We start from the raw sequence: 15544 nt of genomic DNA, 5'->3' as shown, positions 1-15544 counted from the left end.
CAGCACCGAGGTACGAGATGGGGCAGGACGGTGTGACGCGGCGCCGCCGCTGGCAGGCCGGGTGGGACAGGCGGGACCAAGAACTGAGCGCGGCACGCCGCAGCACGACGAGGAACAGACGCTGATGGACTTCACCAAGTACAGCACGCGCAGCAAGTTCGCCAAGGAGATCAACGCCGGTTACTCGGCGCGGCTCACCGACGGGCAGTGGTGGGAAAACCCACACCTGGTCTGGATCGAATGCGAGACCGAGGACGGCGCCAACCGCAGGGCGGGGCCGCTGAGCGAGAAGGCGGAAGCCTGGCAGCACGGCTGGTGGCTGGCCGCCCAGGGCGCGCGCTGATGTGGTGGTCGCTTTCGCTTGGCCCGCCCCCTACCCAGGAGGAAAGGGCCCGGATGGAGCTGGCCAAGACGGGCCCGTGCATGGCCTGCCTGGTGCTACAGATGCAGGAGGTGCTGGACCCGGAGCTAGTGGTCTACGGCTGCGACTACAACCACGCCAAGAGCGGGAACCTGCGGCGCGGCCACATGTTCGGCTACGCCCTGTGCAAATGGCACCACATGCGGCATCCGATGGAGGGGAACACCTTCGCGACGATGCGCCAGATCTACGGTCCGAGCTTGTTGGACGGCTCGCGGACCTTCCACGAGACGTACGGCTCCGATGACGAGCTGATCGCAAACCAGACGTACATCAACGAACTGAGGAGTGGCACCAATGGCTAAGCCGACAGGCCTGTCCGACGAGGTCAGGACCATTTTCGAAGAGAGGAAGGGCCAGTCGCTCGGCCACCAGCAGGTGTTCGAGTTGATGGACGTGACCGGCGTCGACAAGACGAAGGAGCGCAACGGCGTCCGCGATGTGCTGACGTGGCTGGTGAGCTGCGGCTACCTGGTGAAGACCGGCGCCCGGGCCACCGCCGCGTACCGCTACAGCGGGCAGGGCATGCGCTTCCACAAGGCGACGGCGGAGGAACTCCGCGAGCGGCGCATCGAGCGCGGTCGAGCCTACCGTGCGCGCAACGGCGCACAGCCGAAGGCGCCACGCGTGGACAAGATGACCATCAACCGGGATCGGGTGGAGCGGCTGTCAGGCCTGGCGCCGGCGAAGGCGTGGGGCAAGGAGAAGGACGGCCAGCGTCCGGCCGAGACGGTGGAGCAGTTCGAGGCACGAGGCGGGCAGGTGCAGCGCCTGACGGCCAGCTGGGAGCAGCGAGTATGAGCAAGCGGAAGATCATCGCTGCCGCCAAACGCCGTGGCCTGTCTGTCGTCAACGCGGCGTGGGAATGGACGGTGGGTGGTGGCGAGCGCTATCCCCACTGGGTTGTCGACTTCGGACCGGAGATCGATCAGCTATACGGCGAAAGCGAGGAACAGTTCTTCGAGGACACCGACGCAGCCCTGCAGTGGCTGAAGGACCTGATCGCGCTTCCGCCGAGGCCCGAGTGGCTTCCTATCGCCGAGGCGCCGCAGGACGGCACGCGGCTGATGCTGTGGGACTGGGTAAGCAAGCGGCCGGTGTTCGGCAGCTGGCGGGGTGACAACCCGGCAATCACGCACTATGCGGCCGAGCCGGCCGGCCCGGAGGTGGCCTGATGGACACCGCTTTCCACGTAGGCCAGCTGGTCATGGTGAAGGAAGATCCGGACGTGTTCCCGTTTTGTGGCGAGATCGCGCGTGTTTCCGTTCTCGATGTCCCTTGTATGGATGGGATCGGAATGGAAGTGGTCAGCGATCATCTGGGCAGGTTCAAGGGCACCTACGAGCAGTTTGAGCCGATTCCTGAAATCAAAGGGAGGCACTGATGGACGCCATCGAGAAGCGGGCGCGTGAGCTGTTGGCTGTGGAATACGAGAGGTTCGACCTGCCCAGCACTGCGGCGGGGGCTCGGGCGGGCGCGTATGACCTCAACCCGTCTATGCGCGCCGTGGTCGCCGCCCTCACGCCGCCCGAGGGCTACGTCCTGGTGCCGGTGGATCTGTCGAGTTCGATGGCGGAAGCCGCCTGGGCGGCTTTGGCCGCGGACGGATCCTTTGAGGAGATATGGACGGCCATGCTCGCTGCCCGCCCGGAGGTGCCATGAATCGCCAGCCAACTGATAACCACCACAACCGCGAGCCCGGCTGGCCGAACTGGGGCCGCCAGAACCTGACGCTGACGGCAGCCCTGCGGATGGTCCGCATGTACGGCGACCGCCTCCCATCGGTTGCGCAGCTGCGGGCCGACTTCGGCGTCAGCCGGGCTACGGCGTTCCGGTGGCGCGCGGCCTTCCGCGATGCCATCGAGCAGAACGAGGCTGCCCATGCAGGTTGACCGCGCGCTGGAGCTGGTTCTGCCCTGGCCGAGCAAGGACCTGTCGCCGAATGGCCGGGTGCACTGGAGCAGGAAGGCCCGGGCCACGAAGCATGCCCGACAGACTGCCGTGGTGCTGGCGCACGAGGCGGGTTGGCGCGCGCTGCAGCTGCCGGCGGGGAAGCTGCACCTGTGGGTGAGCTTCCATCAAGCGCCTGGCAAGGCGCTTCCGGACGACGACAACATGCTGGGGCGGTTCAAGGCGTACCGGGACGGCATCGCCCAGGTGCTGGGCATCGACGACAAGCGGTTCATCAGCCACCCGCTCGTGAGTAGCGAGCGGCGGCCGGGCGGCCAGGTGGTGGTGCGGATTACGGGCGGGCCGGCGGCGGCCGGCCACTCAACGACAGGGGAACGGGCATGAATCCACGAGAGACGATGGCGCGGCTGGGGCCGAGCACGGTGAAGTTCGACATCGGGCGGGGAGGCGGCAAGCCCGACCTGACGAACCAGGACATTGCCGCGGCGCTGGGCATGGTGCCGGCCGGGCTGGGCCGGGAGCTGCTGGAGGCGTGCTGGTGGCCGGATGGCGCCGCGCTGCGCCGACACAAGCTGCGGGACGCGGTGATTGCGCTGGTGACGCCCGAGCTGCAGCGCCAGCAGCGCCGGCTTGCCGAGGCCCGGACGGATCTCGGCCTGGCCGAGGTGTGCATTGGCTGGGGCGGCGCGGCGACGGCGGAGCAGCGGGCGAACCGTGACGCCGCCCAGCAGCGGCTGGGCCGGGTGAAGGCTCAATGCTGGCCGATCAGCACGCTGGAGTCGCTGCCGACCCTAGCAGCGGCGGTGATCAGCGAGATCGCCAAGCGGCCGCACTGTGCGGCCTGCGAGGGCAGGGGTCAGGCGATGGTTGGGGAGCTGCTGGTGCCGTGCAAGGTGTGCGGCGGATCAGGCCTCGGCCCGGTCAGCGACCGGCGTCGGGCTGCCGCTATCGGGCGGGACGAGTCGACCTATCGGGCAAAGTGGCGCGGGGTCTACGAGTGGCTGTTGCAGAAGATGACCGAGGCGGAGCAGGAAGCGTGCTGGGCGCTCTCCAACGCGTTGAATCGGGCCGCCTGAAGGCTACAGGGCATAGAATCGGCGCAAGGCGTGCCAGGGGGCGCGCCAGTCACGGAGGAATAATGAAGTTCACTGATGAGCAACGCCTGATTGTCCTGATGCTCGCTGACATTCAGAAGGCGCTGAAGGTTCGAGGTGAGTTTGATCCAAGCTTCATCTCGAAGGTCACGGCTTACAAGGAAGAGTTCGCGATACCGTTCGAGCATGGGTTGCTTTTCGACGATCAGGACCTGCCGGACAGTTTTAAGTTCGTCATCGACGTTCTAGATATGTGGTCATTCATTGAGCGGGCCGTCAAGGACCTGGATGAGGGGCAGCGTCAGGAACTGATCGACCGTGTTGGACTGCGTGGGGATAATCCTCAGTTCCGCGGTTTTGACGGCAACAATGAAACAGAGTTGATGGCACATTGCCGCCTTCTGGTGAATGACCTGCATCGCTTCACTGAGTTCAAGGATAGAGACTTCAATTCGCATAGCCCAACGGCCGAGCTCTACCGAGAGATGTATGAGCTGTTTGAGCCAATGAGGCGCCAGCTGCTGGACCGCCGTCGGCTCAGCTTGGATGACCTGGAGGCGCTGCTTTCGACCCGATGAGGATGCGGGAGTGACACTCCCGCACATTCGGGGGTAGATTCACTACCATCGCGCACGATCTGACCCCGGCCAACCAGCCGGGGTTTTTCATTTCCGGACTCGTCATGATCCTGACCGCCTCGACAATCCAGCAGGTGGTTGGCTGCAGTGCCGCCGTTGCCGCCCAGTGGGCTCAGCCCCTGACCGACGCCTGCACTGCGTACGGCATCAGCACCCCGAAGCGGGTGGCCGCGTTCCTGGCGCAGGTCGGTCACGAGTCGGCGAGCCTGACCCGCACCGTCGAGAACCTGAACTACGGTGCGCAGGGCATGGCCGATACCTGGCCCAGCCGCTACGCCGTTGACCCCAGGGCCAAGCCGAGGAAGCCGAACGACCTGGCGCGCGCGCTGGAACGGAAGCCGGTTGCGATCGGCAACAACGCGTATGCCAACCGGCTGGGCAATGGCTCGGAGGCGAGCGGCGACGGATACCGCTACCGCGGCCGTGGTCCTATCCAGAACACCGGCCGGGCCAACTATGCCGCCATCCGCGACGCTCTGCGGGCGAAGGGCGTCAAGGGCGTCCCTGACTTCGAGGCCAAACCCGAGGAGCTGGAGCAGCCGAAGTGGGGCGCTTTGGCAGCAGCGACGTTCTGGGATTCTCGGAACCTCAGCAGGCTGGCGGATGCCGGCCGATTCGACGAGATCACGGCCCGGGTGAACGGCGGCCAGGTTGGAGCGGCGGACCGGCGTTCGCGCTACTACCGCGCGCTGAAGGTGCTTGGGGCATGACGATGGAAGCCCAGCCGAGCCAGGACGGCCGCACCCGCATTTCGCTAGGCCCCGTCGAGAAATGGATCGTGGGGGCCTTCGCTGGCTTCATGGTCGCCGGCGGTTACTGGCTGATCAGCTCCATGCAGGCGGTGCTGACCCAGCAGCAGGTCACCAACCAGCAGATGACCACGGTCCAGCAGCAGCTGCAGACCTTCAACACGCAGCTGGCCGACGTACCGGCGCTGAAGCTCGAACTGGCCAAGCAGGCCGTGCAGGTCGAGCAGAACAAGCAGGACATCAAGGAGCTGAAGCAGCTCAGGGGGCTGAAGTGAAGGACCGATTCAACTGGCAGGGAGTGGCCGGTCGCGCCAGCACATGGCTGGCCACCCTCGCAGCCGCTGCCGCCGCTGCACTCGGCGCCTACGCGCTGATGCCGGAGCGGGCGCAGAACCTGTTCCCCGAGTGGGGCCTGATCGTGCTGGGCGGCCTGGCCGTCGGCGGCGCCTTCCTGGTCCCCGTGGCCACCAGCTTCAAGCAGAAACCCAAGCGCCCGAAGGAGGGCCTGTGAACGACAAGACCATCGAGCAGGAAATCCAGTCCAAGGGCCTGAACGCCCCGCGCGTGACGCCGGATCAGGTAAGTGCCGAGATCGTTGGCGAGACCTTCACGGTGCTGCCCAACGGGCGCACGACCGTGTGCCAACTGACGCTGCGCAACGGCTTCACGGTGGAAGGGATCTCGGCCGCAGTCAGTATCGAGAACTTCGACGCTGAGATCGGGAACAAGGTTGCACGCCAGAACGCGGTCGGCAAGGTATGGGAGCTGCTGGGCTTCCGCCTGCGCGATGACCTGGTGCGCTCGGCGCTGACTGATGCCGATGCGCAGGCCGATCTGACTGGAACCAGCCGGCCGGATCACCCGAGACACTCCGTTGCTAATCCCTGACCCGCTGCGGCCCTACGTTGGCCTGATCCGCGCGGGGCTGTGGGTTGCCGCGGTGGTCGCTGTCCTGCTGATGGGCGCCCGGCTCGGGTCGGACTACCGGGCGAAGAAGGACCAGACACTGATCGCCGCCGCCGAGAAGCGGCGTGATAAGGCCCAGGCAGCCGCGGACGAGAACCTGCGCGCCGCCAACGCCTGCGGCCAGCTGCTGCAGGAGGTGAACCGGCAGACCCAGCTGGCCATCGACGAATCCGCCCGCCAGCAGCAGGCAGCCAAGGAGGCCGCACGGCAGGCCGAAGCAGCTGCAGCCCAGAGCCAGCGTCGCGCTACCCAAGCCGAGCAGGCCCTGCAGGCGGCCAAGACCCAGCCGGGATGCCGGCAGCAGTTGGAGCAGAACCTATGCGACGCCATTCCGTTGCTGTGATCCTGGCTGCGGCCCTGCCACTGTGCGGGTTCGGCAGCTGCAGCAAGGCCGAGAAGCCTGACCTGCCCAAGGTGGTGTATGTCCCGGTCGAGCGCACGGTGGCTGTGCCGGCGGCGCTGACCGCCCGCTGCCCGGCGAAGCGCGCCACCTCCCGCACCGTGGAAGCCGTCGTCGCTGCATACAACGCCAACCTCCTGACTCTGGAGGACTGCGATAGCCGGATGAGCGCCATCGAGAAGCTGGCCCCGGCCGGCGAGCAGAAGCAGGTGAAACCGTGAACGTCGACCGATTCAACCCGCGTGTGTGGCTGCGCAACTGGCTGCTGAAGCCGACGGCGGCGGAAGCCTCGCTCGGTCAGGAACTGCCGAACCGCCTGACCCTGACGGCAGAGCGCTTTGCCGTGGTGGACACCGATGCGCAGGGGAAGCCAGTCTCTCAGCCGTTTGGATGCGCAGATGCTCAGGCGTCTTTGGATCTGGCGTTTGCTGAGAAGATCGAAAAGGCGGCCGCCGCTTGGGCTGAACGTGAGTCCCGCCCAGGTGGCGTGCTCCATGGCCGTGGTCCTGACACGTCGTGGACGCTGAGGAAGGACGGCAACTTCAAGATCCAAGGCATGGGGCCGAGCGAGGGGCAGACCGATGAGCCTGTCTGATCGGCTGCGCCGGATCGAGCTGCAGCAGGAAGAGCAGCGCCAGGCCACCGCCAGGCTAGAAGGGAAGGTTGATGCATTGTTGGCCGCGCTGGCAGCTGAGGGCGAGGAAGAGCAGGAAGAGGCAGCCCGCAGCCTGGACGGTGAGCTGGTGCCAGGCGAGCGCGACCAGTCGCAGAGCCTGGGCTGATGGCCAGCTTCCCTCGTCGACATAGACCGATGCCGCAGCTGGCTCCGGTACACGTCGCGCAAGCACCGCAGGAGAACTACGGCAAAGGCCGAGGCGGCAGGCCGTGGCGTCGCAAGCGCGATGCGGTGATGGCACGTGACCTGTACCTCTGTCAGCCATGCCGTGCAGCCGGTCGCATCCGCCAGGCAGAAGAGGTTGACCACGTTGTGCCGCAGGCGGAAGGCGGCACGGATGCCTTGGACAACCTGCAGGCGATCTGCTGCGAGTGCCACGGCACGAAGACGAAGGCAGAGGCCGCGCGAGGCGCGAATCGTTCTCATCCGTTCCTCTCGAAGCGGTGAATGTGAGTGATTCTCATCAAATGCCCCGGGGGGAGGGGAAAAAGTTCGAATCCTTCCTCTCGGACACCGGCCGCTCAGTCGTTTTTTCGCACCGTCAATTCAGAAAATTCAGTTTTTGAGGCCCGTCTATGTCCCGCCCCCGCAAGCCGACGGCGCTGAAGGTGGTGGCCGGCACCGACCGGCCTGACCGCGAAGCGCCTGCTGCGGCTGAACTCCCCCTGGTGTCCGATGTGCCACCGGCACCGGACTGGATGCCCAACGCACACGCACGTAAGGAATGGGAGCGCCTAGCTCCGATCCTCCACGCAAACAAGCTCCTCACCGAGGCCGGCCTGTCGGCGCTCGGCCAGCTCTGCGCTCTTCATGGAAAGACCGTTCAGCTGTACGCCGCCGGCGAGGCGCCGGTTGCATCGATGGTTGCCCAGCTGCGTGGACTGATGAACGACTTTGGCCTGACGCCAGTGGCGCAGGGAAAGGTGAAACCGAATGGCGACACGGAAAAGCCGGGCAACGCGTTCGCTGCGCTCGGAAAGCCCCGCGCCACCGGAAAATGACCACGTCGATGTCGCGATCGGGTATGCGAAGGCGGCTGCGGCTGATAGGGGTGGAAGGTTCGGTCGGCTGATCAAGCTGGCGGCGAAACGGTTCCTGGACGATCTGAAGCGGGCGAAGAAGAAGGGAGCGCCATTCTCCTTCTCACGCGATCACGCCAATCACGCTTGCAGCTGGATCGAGCTTCTCCCGCACGTTGAGGGGAAGTGGGAGACGCCGGAAATTCGGCTTCACCCGTCCCACGTGTGGTTCGTGGTCCAGCTGTTCGGGTTCCGCAAGCCGGATGGAACACGCCGCTTCACGTCCGCATTGTTCGCGGTGGCGCGCAAGAACGCGAAGTCGACCCTGTCGGCGGCCATCCTGCTCTACTGCGAATGCTGCGAAGAGGAAGAGGGTGCGCAGGTCATTTCCGCCGCTACCACTGGCAGCCAGGCGCGCATCATCTTCAACGTAGCCAAGCGGATGGCCGAGAAGAAGGCCGATCTGCGGGATGCCTACGGGCTGGAGTGCTGGGCGAATGCGATCAGCCGGGTCGAGACCGGCGCGACGTTCAAGCCGATCAACGCCAAGGCATCGACGCAGGACGGTCTGAACCCGTCCCACGTTGGGCTCGATGAGATCCATGCGCACAAGACGCCTGATCTGCTGAACGTGTTGCAGTCGGCGGCTGGTGCTCGGCGTAATCCGCTCTGGTTGTTCACGACCACAGAGGGGTACGCGAACCCCGGTCCCTGGTCGGAGATTCGGCAGTTCGCCACGCAGCTGCTGGAGGGGGTGTTTGGCGACGCCGCCGACCACTTCCTGGCCATCTTCTTCGCGGTGGACAAGGACGACGGGGACTTCGACGAGAAGGCCTGGCATAAGGCCAACCCGTTGATGGACGTGAACCCCCACCTGCTGGCGGCGATCAGGAAGGAGTCGATTGAAGCGAAGGCGATGCCTTCGAAGCTTGCTGAGTTCCAGATCAAACGGCTGAACCGGCCTGCTGCAGCGGCAAACGGCTTCATCCTGTTGCCGAAGTGGAATGCCTGCCATGGCGTAGTCGATCTGGAGGCGCTGAAGGACGTTCCCTGCTGGGGTGGGCTTGATCTGGCCAGCACGCGCGACCTTGCATCGCTGCGGCTGGTCTGGCGCTTGGACGACAAGATCATCACTTGGGGACGGCGCTGGGTGCCCGAGTCCGCAGTGGCGCAGCGAACCGAGCGCGGCACTGTCCCGTATGCGGGCTGGGTCGCGGCCGGGCTGCTGGAGCAGACCGAGGGCGAGGTCACCGACTACGCGGTGATTGAGCAAGCGGTTCTGGACGTGCACGAGCGCTTCAACCTGCAGTCGCTTGCATTCGACCGCTGGAACGCTACCGAGATGGTCAGCCGCCTTGTTGCGGCTGAAGTTCCACTGGTGGAGTTCATCCAGGGCACGAAGTCGTACCACCCCGCGATGGTAGAGCTGGAGCGCGCCTACATCGGCAAGCGGTTGGTGCACGACGGCGACCCTGTACTGGCCTGGTGCGCGGCCAACCTGGTCGCGCGCAAGGACGTGAATCTGAACATGGCGCCGGACAAGCGCCGGTCCGCGGACAAGATCGACGACATCACCGCGCTGCTGATGGCCATTGGGGTATCTCTCACGAGCGAGGCGACAGGCGGGATGGACGACTGGTTGAGTAACCCTATTTTGGCGGGATCCGCATGAAGACGAAGCATCAGACCGGATTTCTGGGACGGGTCCGAGCGGCGGTTGACGGGTGGGTTCGCTCATTCACGACCCGCGACGCCGAGCTCTACATCGACCGCGAGATGGCCAATGAGGCCGGCGTAGCCGTCACAGCAAAGGCGGTTCTCCAAGTCGACGCAGCCTGGGCGTGTGTCCGCTTGATCTCTGAGACGATCGCCACATTGCCCCTGTCGATGTATGAGAGGACGAAGACCGGAAAGCGCGTCGCGAGCCAGCACCCGCTGCATTTTGTTGTTCACGACCAGCCAAACATCGACTCGACTGCGGCGGTGTTCTGGGAGGCCATGGTTGTCGCGATGCTTCTTCGTGGCAACGCTTTCGCTGAGAAGCTCTACGCCGGCGAACGCCTGATCGGCTTGCAGTTCCTTGATCCAGCCAGGCTCACCATCAATCGTGACCTGAACGGCAACAAGGTGTATCGCTACCTGCGCGCCAATGGTGCTCCCAGGATCATCGCGCCGGCGAGGATCTGGCGCATTCCAGGGTTCACGCTGGATGGCGAGAGCGGCGTGTCCGTGATCGCCTACGGTGCCAAAGTGTTCGGCAACGCCATCGCGGCAGACCGAGCAGCGGCTCGCACGTTCCGAAACGGTCTGCTCCAGACGATCTACTACAAGGTCCAGGCGTTTCTGAAGCCTGAGCAGCGGACGGAGTTCAAGAAGAACCTGATGGGTTCCATTGAGCGCGGTGAAACCCCGCTGCTCGAAGGTGGCACGGAGGCCGGTACGCTTGGCATCAAGCCATCCGACGCGCAGCTCTTGGAGTCGCGGGCGTTCTCCGTGGAGTCGATCTGCCGCTGGTTCCGCGTGCCGCCGTGGATGGTTGGCCATACGGAGAAGTCGACAAGCTGGGGAACCGGCATCGAGCAGCAAATGATCGGCTTCCTGACGTTCACGCTGGGGCCGTGGCTCCGACGCATCGAGCAGGCCATCAGCAAGGACCTGCTGACGCCAGCCGAGCGCCTGCGCTACTACCCGAAGTTCACCGTGGAAGGCCTTCTGCGCGCCGACAGCGCCGGACGCGCTGCGTTCTACGGGGTGATGGTGGACAAGGGGATTCTCACCCGCGACGAAGTGCGCGAGTTGGAAGACCGGGAGCCGATGGGCGGTAATGCCGCCGTGCTCACCGTGCAAACCGCGATGACCACGCTGGATGCCATCGGCGCTGGTTCAGATGCCGACCAGGCCCGGGCCGCTATCCGCGCGTTCCTGGGCTTCTCCGAAGACAAGAAGGACTGACCACATGACGATCAAGACGCTGCCGGGTGTACCGGAGGGCCGCCCCTGCGCCGCTGTCAGCAGCCAGATCCAGCCACGCGCACTTGACCGCTGGGAGGCTGGCGTCAGGGCGGCTTCCGACACCGATGCGGAACGATCCATCAGCATCTACGACGTGATCGGGTACGACTATTGGACCGGCGAAGGCGTGACCGCCAAGCGCATCGCGGCATCCCTGCGCGGGATGGGGAAAGGCCCGGTCACGGTCAACATCAACAGCCCCGGCGGAGACATGTTCGAAGGCCTGGCGATCTACAACCTCCTGCGCGAGCACGACGGCGAGGTCACGGTGAAGGTACTGGGCTTGGCCGCATCGGCTGCTTCCGTCATCGCCATGGCCGGTGACACAGTCCAGATCGCGCGCGCTGGCTTCCTGATGATCCACAACGCTTGGGTCGTTGCCGTAGGCAATCGCCACGACCTTGCTGACGTGGCTGCGACGCTCAAGCCCTTCGACGACGCGATGGCTAGCATCTACGCCGCGCGCACCGGTGCCGAGCAGAAGGCCATGTCCAAGCTGATGGATGCCGAGACTTGGATCGGTGGCGCCTCCGCAGTGGAGGACGGCTTTGCAGATGAACTTCTGGCCTCCGATCAGGTGGAGAAGGGCGCAAGCAAAGAGAACGCCTCAGCGGTGCGCCGTGTGGAGGCCGGCTTGCGTGCCACAGGCATGCCGAAGTCAGAAGCGATGCGCTTGATCAGCGAAATCAAGTCCAGTCGGGGCGATCCCACTGGCAGCGGTGAGGGCGATCCCACCGATAGCGGCCGAAAGGCCATCCGGGTGCAGGCAGATCCGCTGCCGCGTCTTTCTTTCAATCTCCCGCAATAGGAGCTTTGCACATGAAGTCCATGAAACTCTCCGCGACGTTCTACCTGGTCGTCCTCGCTATCGCAGCGGCGATTCCCCTGGCGGTTGGCGCATTCGCAAAGGTCGGCCCGTCCGTCCTTGCCATGAGCCTGCTCGGCAGTGCAGGCGTAGTCGCCATGGCGGCGATGCTGATCAAGCCCAGCGACATCCCCCAGTTCCGCCGCCATGCCCAGTTCGGCGACGTGGGCGAGGACGTCGAGAAGCAGTACAAGCAGGTCAGTGCGGACCTGAAGACCGTAGGCGACCAGCTGAAGTCCTACGCCGAGGTGGCCGCAAAGAACACTGAGCTGTCCGCTGAAACCCGGGCCAAAGTCGATGAAGCCCTCATGAAGCAGGGCGAGCTGCAGGCCAACCTCCAGGCCGCCGAGCAGCGGCTGGCCAAGATCGAGGCCAACGGCGCGGGCGGCGACGTGCAGCACCAGTCGTTCGGCCAGCAGTTCGTCAACAGTGACGAGTTCCAGGCATTCGCCAGCAAGACCACCCCGCGTGGTCGCGTCGACATGACGTTCAGTGCTGCGATCACCTCGGTCACGACCGACACCGACGGCGCGGCGGGCGACCTGGTCACCCCCACCCGTCTGCCGGGTGTCATCGCGCCGCCTGACCGCCGCCTGACGGTACGCGACCTGATCACGCCGGGCCGAATGGACGGCAACACGCTGGAGTACGTGAAGGAAACTGGCTTCACCAACAATGCCGCGCCGGTGGCAGAAACTGCGAAGAAGCCCGAGTCCAGCCTGAAGTTCGACCTGGTGAGCACCACCGCCAAGGTGATCGCGCACTACATGAAGGCATCGCGCCAGATCCTCAGCGATGCCTCGCAGCTCGCCAGCTACATCGATGGCCGCCTGCGCTACGGCCTGGCGTTCAAGGAAGAGCAGCAGCTTCTCAATGGTGACGGCACCGGCCAGAACCTGCTGGGCATCATCCCGCAGGCGACGGCTTACGCTGCACCTTTCGAGCCGGCTGATGCCACGGTAATCGACAAGATCCGCCTGGCAATGCTGCAGGCGCAGCTGGCAGAGTTCCCGGCCAGCGGCATCGTGCTCAACCCGATCGACTGGGCACGCGTCGAGCTGCTGAAGGACACCACCGGTCGCTACATCATCGGCAATCCGCAGGGCGTTATCGGCGCCACGCTGTGGAACCTGCCGGTCGTCGCAACCCAGGCGATCGCTGAGGACAAGTTCCTCACCGGCGCATTCAAGCTGGGGGCTCAGCTGTTCGATCGCTGGCAGGCGCGCGTCGAAGTGGCCACCGAGAACGAAGACGACTTCGTGAAGAACCTGGTGACCATCCTGGCTGAAGAGCGGCTGGCGCTGGCGGTGTACCGCCCGCAGGCCTTCATCTACGGCGACCTCGGTAACGTCGCCTAATCCACCGTTCCAGGCTATCCCGGCCTGCCACAGTGCAGGCCGGGTTCGGAGAGGATCATGCTGATCAAGTTCAAAGAGCCGGACCCGCGGGCCGGCACCACCGTTCGAATGGACAGCAGCCGCGGACAGTACTTCATCGACACCGGCTCCGCCGACGCCGTGAGCGAGCAGCCCCAGGCGGAACAACCGGATCCGGTGACGGAAGAAACCGCTGACACTGAAGTCGCTGGGCAAACCGCCGACGCCGTGAGCGAACAGCCAGCTGGCAGGAAGGCACGGCAAGGCAAGCCCAGGGCCTGACCATGGAGCTGATCACTCTGGAACAGGCCCGAGCACATTGCCGTGTCGATACGGACGATGACGCGCTATTGGAGCTTTATGGGACCGCGTCAGAAGGCGCGGCTCAGCAGTTCCTCAATCGCCGTGTGTTCAAAGACACTGAATCCATGGCTGCCGCAGTCCTGGATGGTACGGCGGGCGTCGATCCTATACTGGCCAACGACTCAATCAGGGCGGCCATCCTCCTGATGATGGGGCACCTGTACCGCACGCGTGAAGACGTGCAAGGCAGCGACGGGGCGACCATCCAAGTCCCGATGGGCGCGCACAGCCTGCTATGGCCGTATCGCATCGGCCTCGGGGTCTGACATGAGCCTGCCGGCAGGAAAGCTCCGCCACCGCGTGTTGATACAGCAGCAGGTGACTACCAGGGACGGAGATGGTGTCGAGCAGACGGCGTGGGTCGACGTGGCCACCGTATGGGCGTCTATCGAGCCGCTGTCCGCCCGAGAGTTCATCCAGTCAGGGCAGACGCAATCGGCGGCCACGGCACGCATCACCATGCGCTACCGCGGCGGTCTGCTGCCGTCGATGCGCCTGGTCCATCGCGGCGAGATCTTCAACATTGCCGGCCTGCTGCCCGACAAGGTGTCTGGGCTGGAGTACATCACGATCCCGGTTTCGGTCGGCGTCAACGACGGGCAGTAGTGAACATGAAGGTCGAGTTAAACATCACAGGCATCCCCGGGATCATCCGGACGCTGAGCAGCCTCCCGGCCGAGGTCGTGAGCAAGAAGGGTGGGCCGGTGAAGCAGGCGCTGGCCAAAGGCGCGCGGTTTCTGCGTGACAAGGAACGACAGAACCTGCAGGCAGTGCTCGAACCGGGCGACGAGTCCACCGGCCTGCTGGCGCAGAACATCATCGCCACGCGCGGTAAGGCGCCCAGCGACGGCAACGGCGAGCGCTATCTGGTCCGGATCAAGCGGAGGATGTATCCGGGCCGCAAGGGTGAGCAGGTCAGCACTCTGAAGTCGGCACAGCTGAAGGAGTACGGATCGGTGCACCAGCCTGCGCGCTCATTCATCCGTCGAACGTTGAACGAGCGCGGCGAGGAAACGATCAACCTGGTGGTCGGCGATCTGACCGTGAGGATTGATCGCCTGGTGGCGAAGCTGGCCCAGCAGAACCGGGGAGGCCGCTGATGTTCCCGAAGGTGTACCGGACTATACACACGCCGGCTGTCGAGGCGATCGTCGGTGACCGAATCGGCCGGCACGGGTTCGTCAAACAGACGGAGAAGAGGCCCTACATCACTTGGCAGATCATTTCTGGCCAGCCCTTCGACAATCTCAGCAGTGCGCCCACTAGTGACTTCACAATGGTTCAGATCGACTGCTACTGCGGCGGCGTTAACGCCGACGGTCAAGTGGAGGCGCTGGCAGCCGCCGTGAGGGCTGCCCTCGATGCGGAACTGATCTGCAATCGACTTGTGGTCAACAACCGCGACCCTGACACGGGACTTTTCCGCGTCGGCATGGAGGCCGACTTCATCGACCAGCGCTGAGCCGCTGGCATCACCCCAACAGCCGCCGAAAGGCGGTTTTTCTTTGACCAGAGGACTTTGCAATGACCGATGGCGTCATCAAAACCCAGGGGTCCGAGCTCTTCACCGTGGACAAGCTGAGTTCCAGCACCGCCTCGGTCCTGAAGTTCGAGTGCCCGACTGGCATCACCGGCCTGGGCGGCGCTGCCGAACAGATCGAATCCACCTGCCTGAGCACTGTCGGTGACAAGGAGTTCGAGGGCGGCCTGGGCAATCCGGGGCAGGTCAGCGTCCCGTTCAACTTCATCCCGCGCAGCCAGTCGCACCAGATCTTGTTCGATCTGAAGGAATCGCGCGAGGTCATCGACTGGCTGATCGGCCTGAGCGACGGCGTAGCTGCGCCCACCTTGGGCGCCGGCGATGTCTTGGTGCCCCCGGCATCGCCCCTGCGCACCTCGATCGGCTTCCGTGGCTACGTCGCGGACCTGAACATCGACATCGCCACCAACGAGATCGTGCGCGGCACGCTGACGATCCAGCGCAGTGGCAGCGTCGTCCCCCACTGGAACGGGCCGTACTCGGCCTGACGGCTCACGCATAGACCTTCGGGGTG

The 15544-nt window shown here is 64.9% G+C and carries 30 protein-coding genes; all 30 read left to right on the top strand.

Annotated elements, in window-relative coordinates; genetic code table 11:
• Window positions 1-124: 124 nt before the first annotated feature.
• The 30 genes from QP512_RS12220 to QP512_RS12075 all read left to right on the top strand — a co-directional run bounded on the left by QP512_RS12220 (window position 125) and on the right by QP512_RS12075 (window position 15518).
• Window positions 125-343, top strand: a complete 219-nt coding sequence (locus tag QP512_RS12220) for a hypothetical protein (RefSeq protein WP_286068833.1) — start codon at window positions 125-127, stop codon at window positions 341-343.
• 53 nt (window positions 344-396) lie between these two features.
• Window positions 397-726, top strand: coding sequence for a Ref family recombination enhancement nuclease (locus QP512_RS12215; RefSeq protein WP_286068831.1), 330 nt, complete (start codon window positions 397-399; stop codon window positions 724-726).
• On the top strand, window positions 719-1222 hold the full coding sequence (locus QP512_RS12210; protein ID WP_286068830.1) for a hypothetical protein: 504 nt from the start codon (window positions 719-721) through the stop codon (window positions 1220-1222). Before QP512_RS12215 ends, QP512_RS12210 begins: the two co-directional genes overlap by 8 nt.
• On the top strand, window positions 1219-1596 hold the full coding sequence (locus QP512_RS12205) for a hypothetical protein (RefSeq protein ID WP_286068829.1): 378 nt from the start codon (window positions 1219-1221) through the stop codon (window positions 1594-1596). Before QP512_RS12210 ends, QP512_RS12205 begins: the two co-directional genes overlap by 4 nt.
• Window positions 1596-1805, top strand: a complete 210-nt coding sequence (locus tag QP512_RS12200) for a hypothetical protein (protein WP_164166349.1) — start codon at window positions 1596-1598, stop codon at window positions 1803-1805. Before QP512_RS12205 ends, QP512_RS12200 begins: the two co-directional genes overlap by 1 nt.
• Window positions 1805-2083, top strand: coding sequence for a hypothetical protein (locus tag QP512_RS12195; protein WP_286068827.1), 279 nt, complete (start codon window positions 1805-1807; stop codon window positions 2081-2083). The genes QP512_RS12200 and QP512_RS12195 overlap by 1 nt, the downstream gene beginning before the upstream one ends.
• Window positions 2080-2313: a hypothetical protein gene (locus QP512_RS12190; protein WP_286068826.1), complete on the top strand. Its 234-nt coding sequence runs from the start codon at window positions 2080-2082 to the stop codon at window positions 2311-2313. Before QP512_RS12195 ends, QP512_RS12190 begins: the two co-directional genes overlap by 4 nt.
• Window positions 2303-2716: a hypothetical protein gene (locus tag QP512_RS12185; RefSeq protein WP_286068825.1), complete on the top strand. Its 414-nt coding sequence runs from the start codon at window positions 2303-2305 to the stop codon at window positions 2714-2716. Before QP512_RS12190 ends, QP512_RS12185 begins: the two co-directional genes overlap by 11 nt.
• Complete coding sequence (locus QP512_RS12180) at window positions 2713-3408, top strand: hypothetical protein (RefSeq protein WP_286068824.1); 696 nt, start codon at window positions 2713-2715, stop codon at window positions 3406-3408. The genes QP512_RS12185 and QP512_RS12180 overlap by 4 nt, the downstream gene beginning before the upstream one ends.
• 62 nt (window positions 3409-3470) lie before the next feature.
• Entirely contained in the window at window positions 3471-4004 is a 534-nt protein-coding gene (locus QP512_RS12175) for a YfbU family protein (protein ID WP_286068823.1), read from the top strand.
• Window positions 4005-4108: 104 nt separating this feature from the next.
• Complete coding sequence (locus QP512_RS12170; protein ID WP_286068821.1) at window positions 4109-4774, top strand: glycoside hydrolase family 19 protein; 666 nt, start codon at window positions 4109-4111, stop codon at window positions 4772-4774.
• The gene (locus QP512_RS12165) at window positions 4771-5088 is read left to right on the top strand and encodes a hypothetical protein (protein ID WP_286068819.1); all 318 of its coding nucleotides are present in this window, start codon (window positions 4771-4773) and stop codon (window positions 5086-5088) included. The genes QP512_RS12170 and QP512_RS12165 overlap by 4 nt, the downstream gene beginning before the upstream one ends.
• Window positions 5085-5324, top strand: coding sequence for a hypothetical protein (locus QP512_RS12160; RefSeq protein ID WP_088497117.1), 240 nt, complete (start codon window positions 5085-5087; stop codon window positions 5322-5324). The genes QP512_RS12165 and QP512_RS12160 overlap by 4 nt, the downstream gene beginning before the upstream one ends.
• Entirely contained in the window at window positions 5321-5701 is a 381-nt protein-coding gene (locus QP512_RS12155) for a Gp49 family protein (protein WP_286068818.1), read from the top strand. The genes QP512_RS12160 and QP512_RS12155 overlap by 4 nt, the downstream gene beginning before the upstream one ends.
• Window positions 5688-6122: a hypothetical protein gene (locus QP512_RS12150; protein ID WP_286068817.1), complete on the top strand. Its 435-nt coding sequence runs from the start codon at window positions 5688-5690 to the stop codon at window positions 6120-6122. The genes QP512_RS12155 and QP512_RS12150 overlap by 14 nt, the downstream gene beginning before the upstream one ends.
• Window positions 6098-6400, top strand: coding sequence for a hypothetical protein (locus QP512_RS12145; protein ID WP_286068816.1), 303 nt, complete (start codon window positions 6098-6100; stop codon window positions 6398-6400). The genes QP512_RS12150 and QP512_RS12145 overlap by 25 nt, the downstream gene beginning before the upstream one ends.
• Window positions 6397-6774: a hypothetical protein gene (locus tag QP512_RS12140; RefSeq protein WP_147416494.1), complete on the top strand. Its 378-nt coding sequence runs from the start codon at window positions 6397-6399 to the stop codon at window positions 6772-6774. The genes QP512_RS12145 and QP512_RS12140 overlap by 4 nt, the downstream gene beginning before the upstream one ends.
• Window positions 6761-6961, top strand: coding sequence for a hypothetical protein (locus QP512_RS12135; protein ID WP_286068815.1), 201 nt, complete (start codon window positions 6761-6763; stop codon window positions 6959-6961). The genes QP512_RS12140 and QP512_RS12135 overlap by 14 nt, the downstream gene beginning before the upstream one ends.
• Before the next feature lie 29 nt (window positions 6962-6990).
• Window positions 6991-7302: an HNH endonuclease signature motif containing protein gene (locus QP512_RS12130; RefSeq protein ID WP_286068814.1), complete on the top strand. Its 312-nt coding sequence runs from the start codon at window positions 6991-6993 to the stop codon at window positions 7300-7302.
• Between the two features lie 128 nt (window positions 7303-7430).
• Window positions 7431-7856, top strand: a complete 426-nt coding sequence (locus QP512_RS12125) for a hypothetical protein (RefSeq protein ID WP_286068812.1) — start codon at window positions 7431-7433, stop codon at window positions 7854-7856.
• Window positions 7789-9546, top strand: a complete 1758-nt coding sequence (locus QP512_RS12120) for a terminase TerL endonuclease subunit (RefSeq protein ID WP_286068811.1) — start codon at window positions 7789-7791, stop codon at window positions 9544-9546. Before QP512_RS12125 ends, QP512_RS12120 begins: the two co-directional genes overlap by 68 nt.
• Window positions 9543-10826: a phage portal protein gene (locus tag QP512_RS12115; protein ID WP_286068810.1), complete on the top strand. Its 1284-nt coding sequence runs from the start codon at window positions 9543-9545 to the stop codon at window positions 10824-10826. The genes QP512_RS12120 and QP512_RS12115 overlap by 4 nt, the downstream gene beginning before the upstream one ends.
• Window positions 10827-10830: 4 nt before the next feature.
• Window positions 10831-11694, top strand: a complete 864-nt coding sequence (locus tag QP512_RS12110) for a head maturation protease, ClpP-related (RefSeq protein WP_053092058.1) — start codon at window positions 10831-10833, stop codon at window positions 11692-11694.
• A gap of 11 nt (window positions 11695-11705) precedes the next feature.
• On the top strand, window positions 11706-13109 hold the full coding sequence (locus QP512_RS12105; RefSeq protein WP_286068809.1) for a phage major capsid protein: 1404 nt from the start codon (window positions 11706-11708) through the stop codon (window positions 13107-13109).
• A gap of 57 nt (window positions 13110-13166) precedes the next feature.
• Window positions 13167-13409: a hypothetical protein gene (locus QP512_RS12100; RefSeq protein ID WP_286068808.1), complete on the top strand. Its 243-nt coding sequence runs from the start codon at window positions 13167-13169 to the stop codon at window positions 13407-13409.
• A 2-nt stretch (window positions 13410-13411) separates the two neighbouring features.
• A complete protein-coding gene (locus QP512_RS12095) occupies window positions 13412-13756 on the top strand; it encodes a head-tail connector protein (protein ID WP_286068807.1) in 345 nt (114 codons plus the stop codon).
• 1 nt (window position 13757) lies between these two features.
• Entirely contained in the window at window positions 13758-14096 is a 339-nt protein-coding gene (locus QP512_RS12090) for a phage head closure protein (protein ID WP_286068806.1), read from the top strand.
• On the top strand, window positions 14096-14590 hold the full coding sequence (locus tag QP512_RS12085) for a hypothetical protein (RefSeq protein ID WP_286068805.1): 495 nt from the start codon (window positions 14096-14098) through the stop codon (window positions 14588-14590). Before QP512_RS12090 ends, QP512_RS12085 begins: the two co-directional genes overlap by 1 nt.
• On the top strand, window positions 14590-14952 hold the full coding sequence (locus QP512_RS12080; protein ID WP_286068804.1) for a DUF3168 domain-containing protein: 363 nt from the start codon (window positions 14590-14592) through the stop codon (window positions 14950-14952). Before QP512_RS12085 ends, QP512_RS12080 begins: the two co-directional genes overlap by 1 nt.
• A gap of 62 nt (window positions 14953-15014) precedes the next feature.
• Window positions 15015-15518 (top strand): phage tail tube protein, encoded by a 504-nt coding sequence (locus QP512_RS12075; protein ID WP_286068803.1) that lies wholly within the window; start codon window positions 15015-15017, stop codon window positions 15516-15518.
• The last annotated feature ends 26 nt before the right edge of the window (window positions 15519-15544 follow it).

The sequence above is a fragment of the Stenotrophomonas sp. 57 genome, from assembly GCF_030291075.1.
Classification (GTDB): domain Bacteria; phylum Pseudomonadota; class Gammaproteobacteria; order Xanthomonadales; family Xanthomonadaceae; genus Stenotrophomonas.
This window is presented reverse-complemented; position numbering and strand designations above follow the sequence as displayed.

Excerpts from the sequence above, each read along its gene's own strand:
- QP512_RS12220 (WP_286068833.1), top strand. The coding sequence starts at position 125 with ATGGACTTCACCAAGTACAGCACGCGCAGCAAGTTCGCCAAGGAGATC.
- QP512_RS12215 (WP_286068831.1), top strand. The coding sequence starts at position 397 with ATGGAGCTGGCCAAGACGGGCCCGTGCATGGCCTGCCTGGTGCTACAG.
- QP512_RS12210 (WP_286068830.1), top strand. The coding sequence starts at position 719 with ATGGCTAAGCCGACAGGCCTGTCCGACGAGGTCAGGACCATTTTCGAA.
- QP512_RS12205 (WP_286068829.1), top strand. The coding sequence starts at position 1,219 with ATGAGCAAGCGGAAGATCATCGCTGCCGCCAAACGCCGTGGCCTGTCT.
- QP512_RS12200 (WP_164166349.1), top strand. The coding sequence starts at position 1,596 with ATGGACACCGCTTTCCACGTAGGCCAGCTGGTCATGGTGAAGGAAGAT.
- QP512_RS12195 (WP_286068827.1), top strand. The coding sequence starts at position 1,805 with ATGGACGCCATCGAGAAGCGGGCGCGTGAGCTGTTGGCTGTGGAATAC.
- QP512_RS12190 (WP_286068826.1), top strand. The coding sequence starts at position 2,080 with ATGAATCGCCAGCCAACTGATAACCACCACAACCGCGAGCCCGGCTGG.
- QP512_RS12185 (WP_286068825.1), top strand. The coding sequence starts at position 2,303 with ATGCAGGTTGACCGCGCGCTGGAGCTGGTTCTGCCCTGGCCGAGCAAG.
- QP512_RS12180 (WP_286068824.1), top strand. The coding sequence starts at position 2,713 with ATGAATCCACGAGAGACGATGGCGCGGCTGGGGCCGAGCACGGTGAAG.
- QP512_RS12175 (WP_286068823.1), top strand. The coding sequence starts at position 3,471 with ATGAAGTTCACTGATGAGCAACGCCTGATTGTCCTGATGCTCGCTGAC.
- QP512_RS12170 (WP_286068821.1), top strand. The coding sequence starts at position 4,109 with ATGATCCTGACCGCCTCGACAATCCAGCAGGTGGTTGGCTGCAGTGCC.
- QP512_RS12165 (WP_286068819.1), top strand. The coding sequence starts at position 4,771 with ATGACGATGGAAGCCCAGCCGAGCCAGGACGGCCGCACCCGCATTTCG.
- QP512_RS12145 (WP_286068816.1), top strand. The coding sequence starts at position 6,098 with ATGCGACGCCATTCCGTTGCTGTGATCCTGGCTGCGGCCCTGCCACTG.
- QP512_RS12135 (WP_286068815.1), top strand. The coding sequence starts at position 6,761 with ATGAGCCTGTCTGATCGGCTGCGCCGGATCGAGCTGCAGCAGGAAGAG.
- QP512_RS12130 (WP_286068814.1), top strand. The coding sequence starts at position 6,991 with ATGCCGCAGCTGGCTCCGGTACACGTCGCGCAAGCACCGCAGGAGAAC.
- QP512_RS12125 (WP_286068812.1), top strand. The coding sequence starts at position 7,431 with ATGTCCCGCCCCCGCAAGCCGACGGCGCTGAAGGTGGTGGCCGGCACC.
- QP512_RS12120 (WP_286068811.1), top strand. The coding sequence starts at position 7,789 with ATGGCGACACGGAAAAGCCGGGCAACGCGTTCGCTGCGCTCGGAAAGC.
- QP512_RS12115 (WP_286068810.1), top strand. The coding sequence starts at position 9,543 with ATGAAGACGAAGCATCAGACCGGATTTCTGGGACGGGTCCGAGCGGCG.
- QP512_RS12110 (WP_053092058.1), top strand. The coding sequence starts at position 10,831 with ATGACGATCAAGACGCTGCCGGGTGTACCGGAGGGCCGCCCCTGCGCC.
- QP512_RS12105 (WP_286068809.1), top strand. The coding sequence starts at position 11,706 with ATGAAGTCCATGAAACTCTCCGCGACGTTCTACCTGGTCGTCCTCGCT.
- QP512_RS12100 (WP_286068808.1), top strand. The coding sequence starts at position 13,167 with ATGCTGATCAAGTTCAAAGAGCCGGACCCGCGGGCCGGCACCACCGTT.
- QP512_RS12095 (WP_286068807.1), top strand. The coding sequence starts at position 13,412 with ATGGAGCTGATCACTCTGGAACAGGCCCGAGCACATTGCCGTGTCGAT.
- QP512_RS12090 (WP_286068806.1), top strand. The coding sequence starts at position 13,758 with ATGAGCCTGCCGGCAGGAAAGCTCCGCCACCGCGTGTTGATACAGCAG.
- QP512_RS12080 (WP_286068804.1), top strand. The coding sequence starts at position 14,590 with ATGTTCCCGAAGGTGTACCGGACTATACACACGCCGGCTGTCGAGGCG.
- QP512_RS12075 (WP_286068803.1), top strand. The coding sequence starts at position 15,015 with ATGACCGATGGCGTCATCAAAACCCAGGGGTCCGAGCTCTTCACCGTG.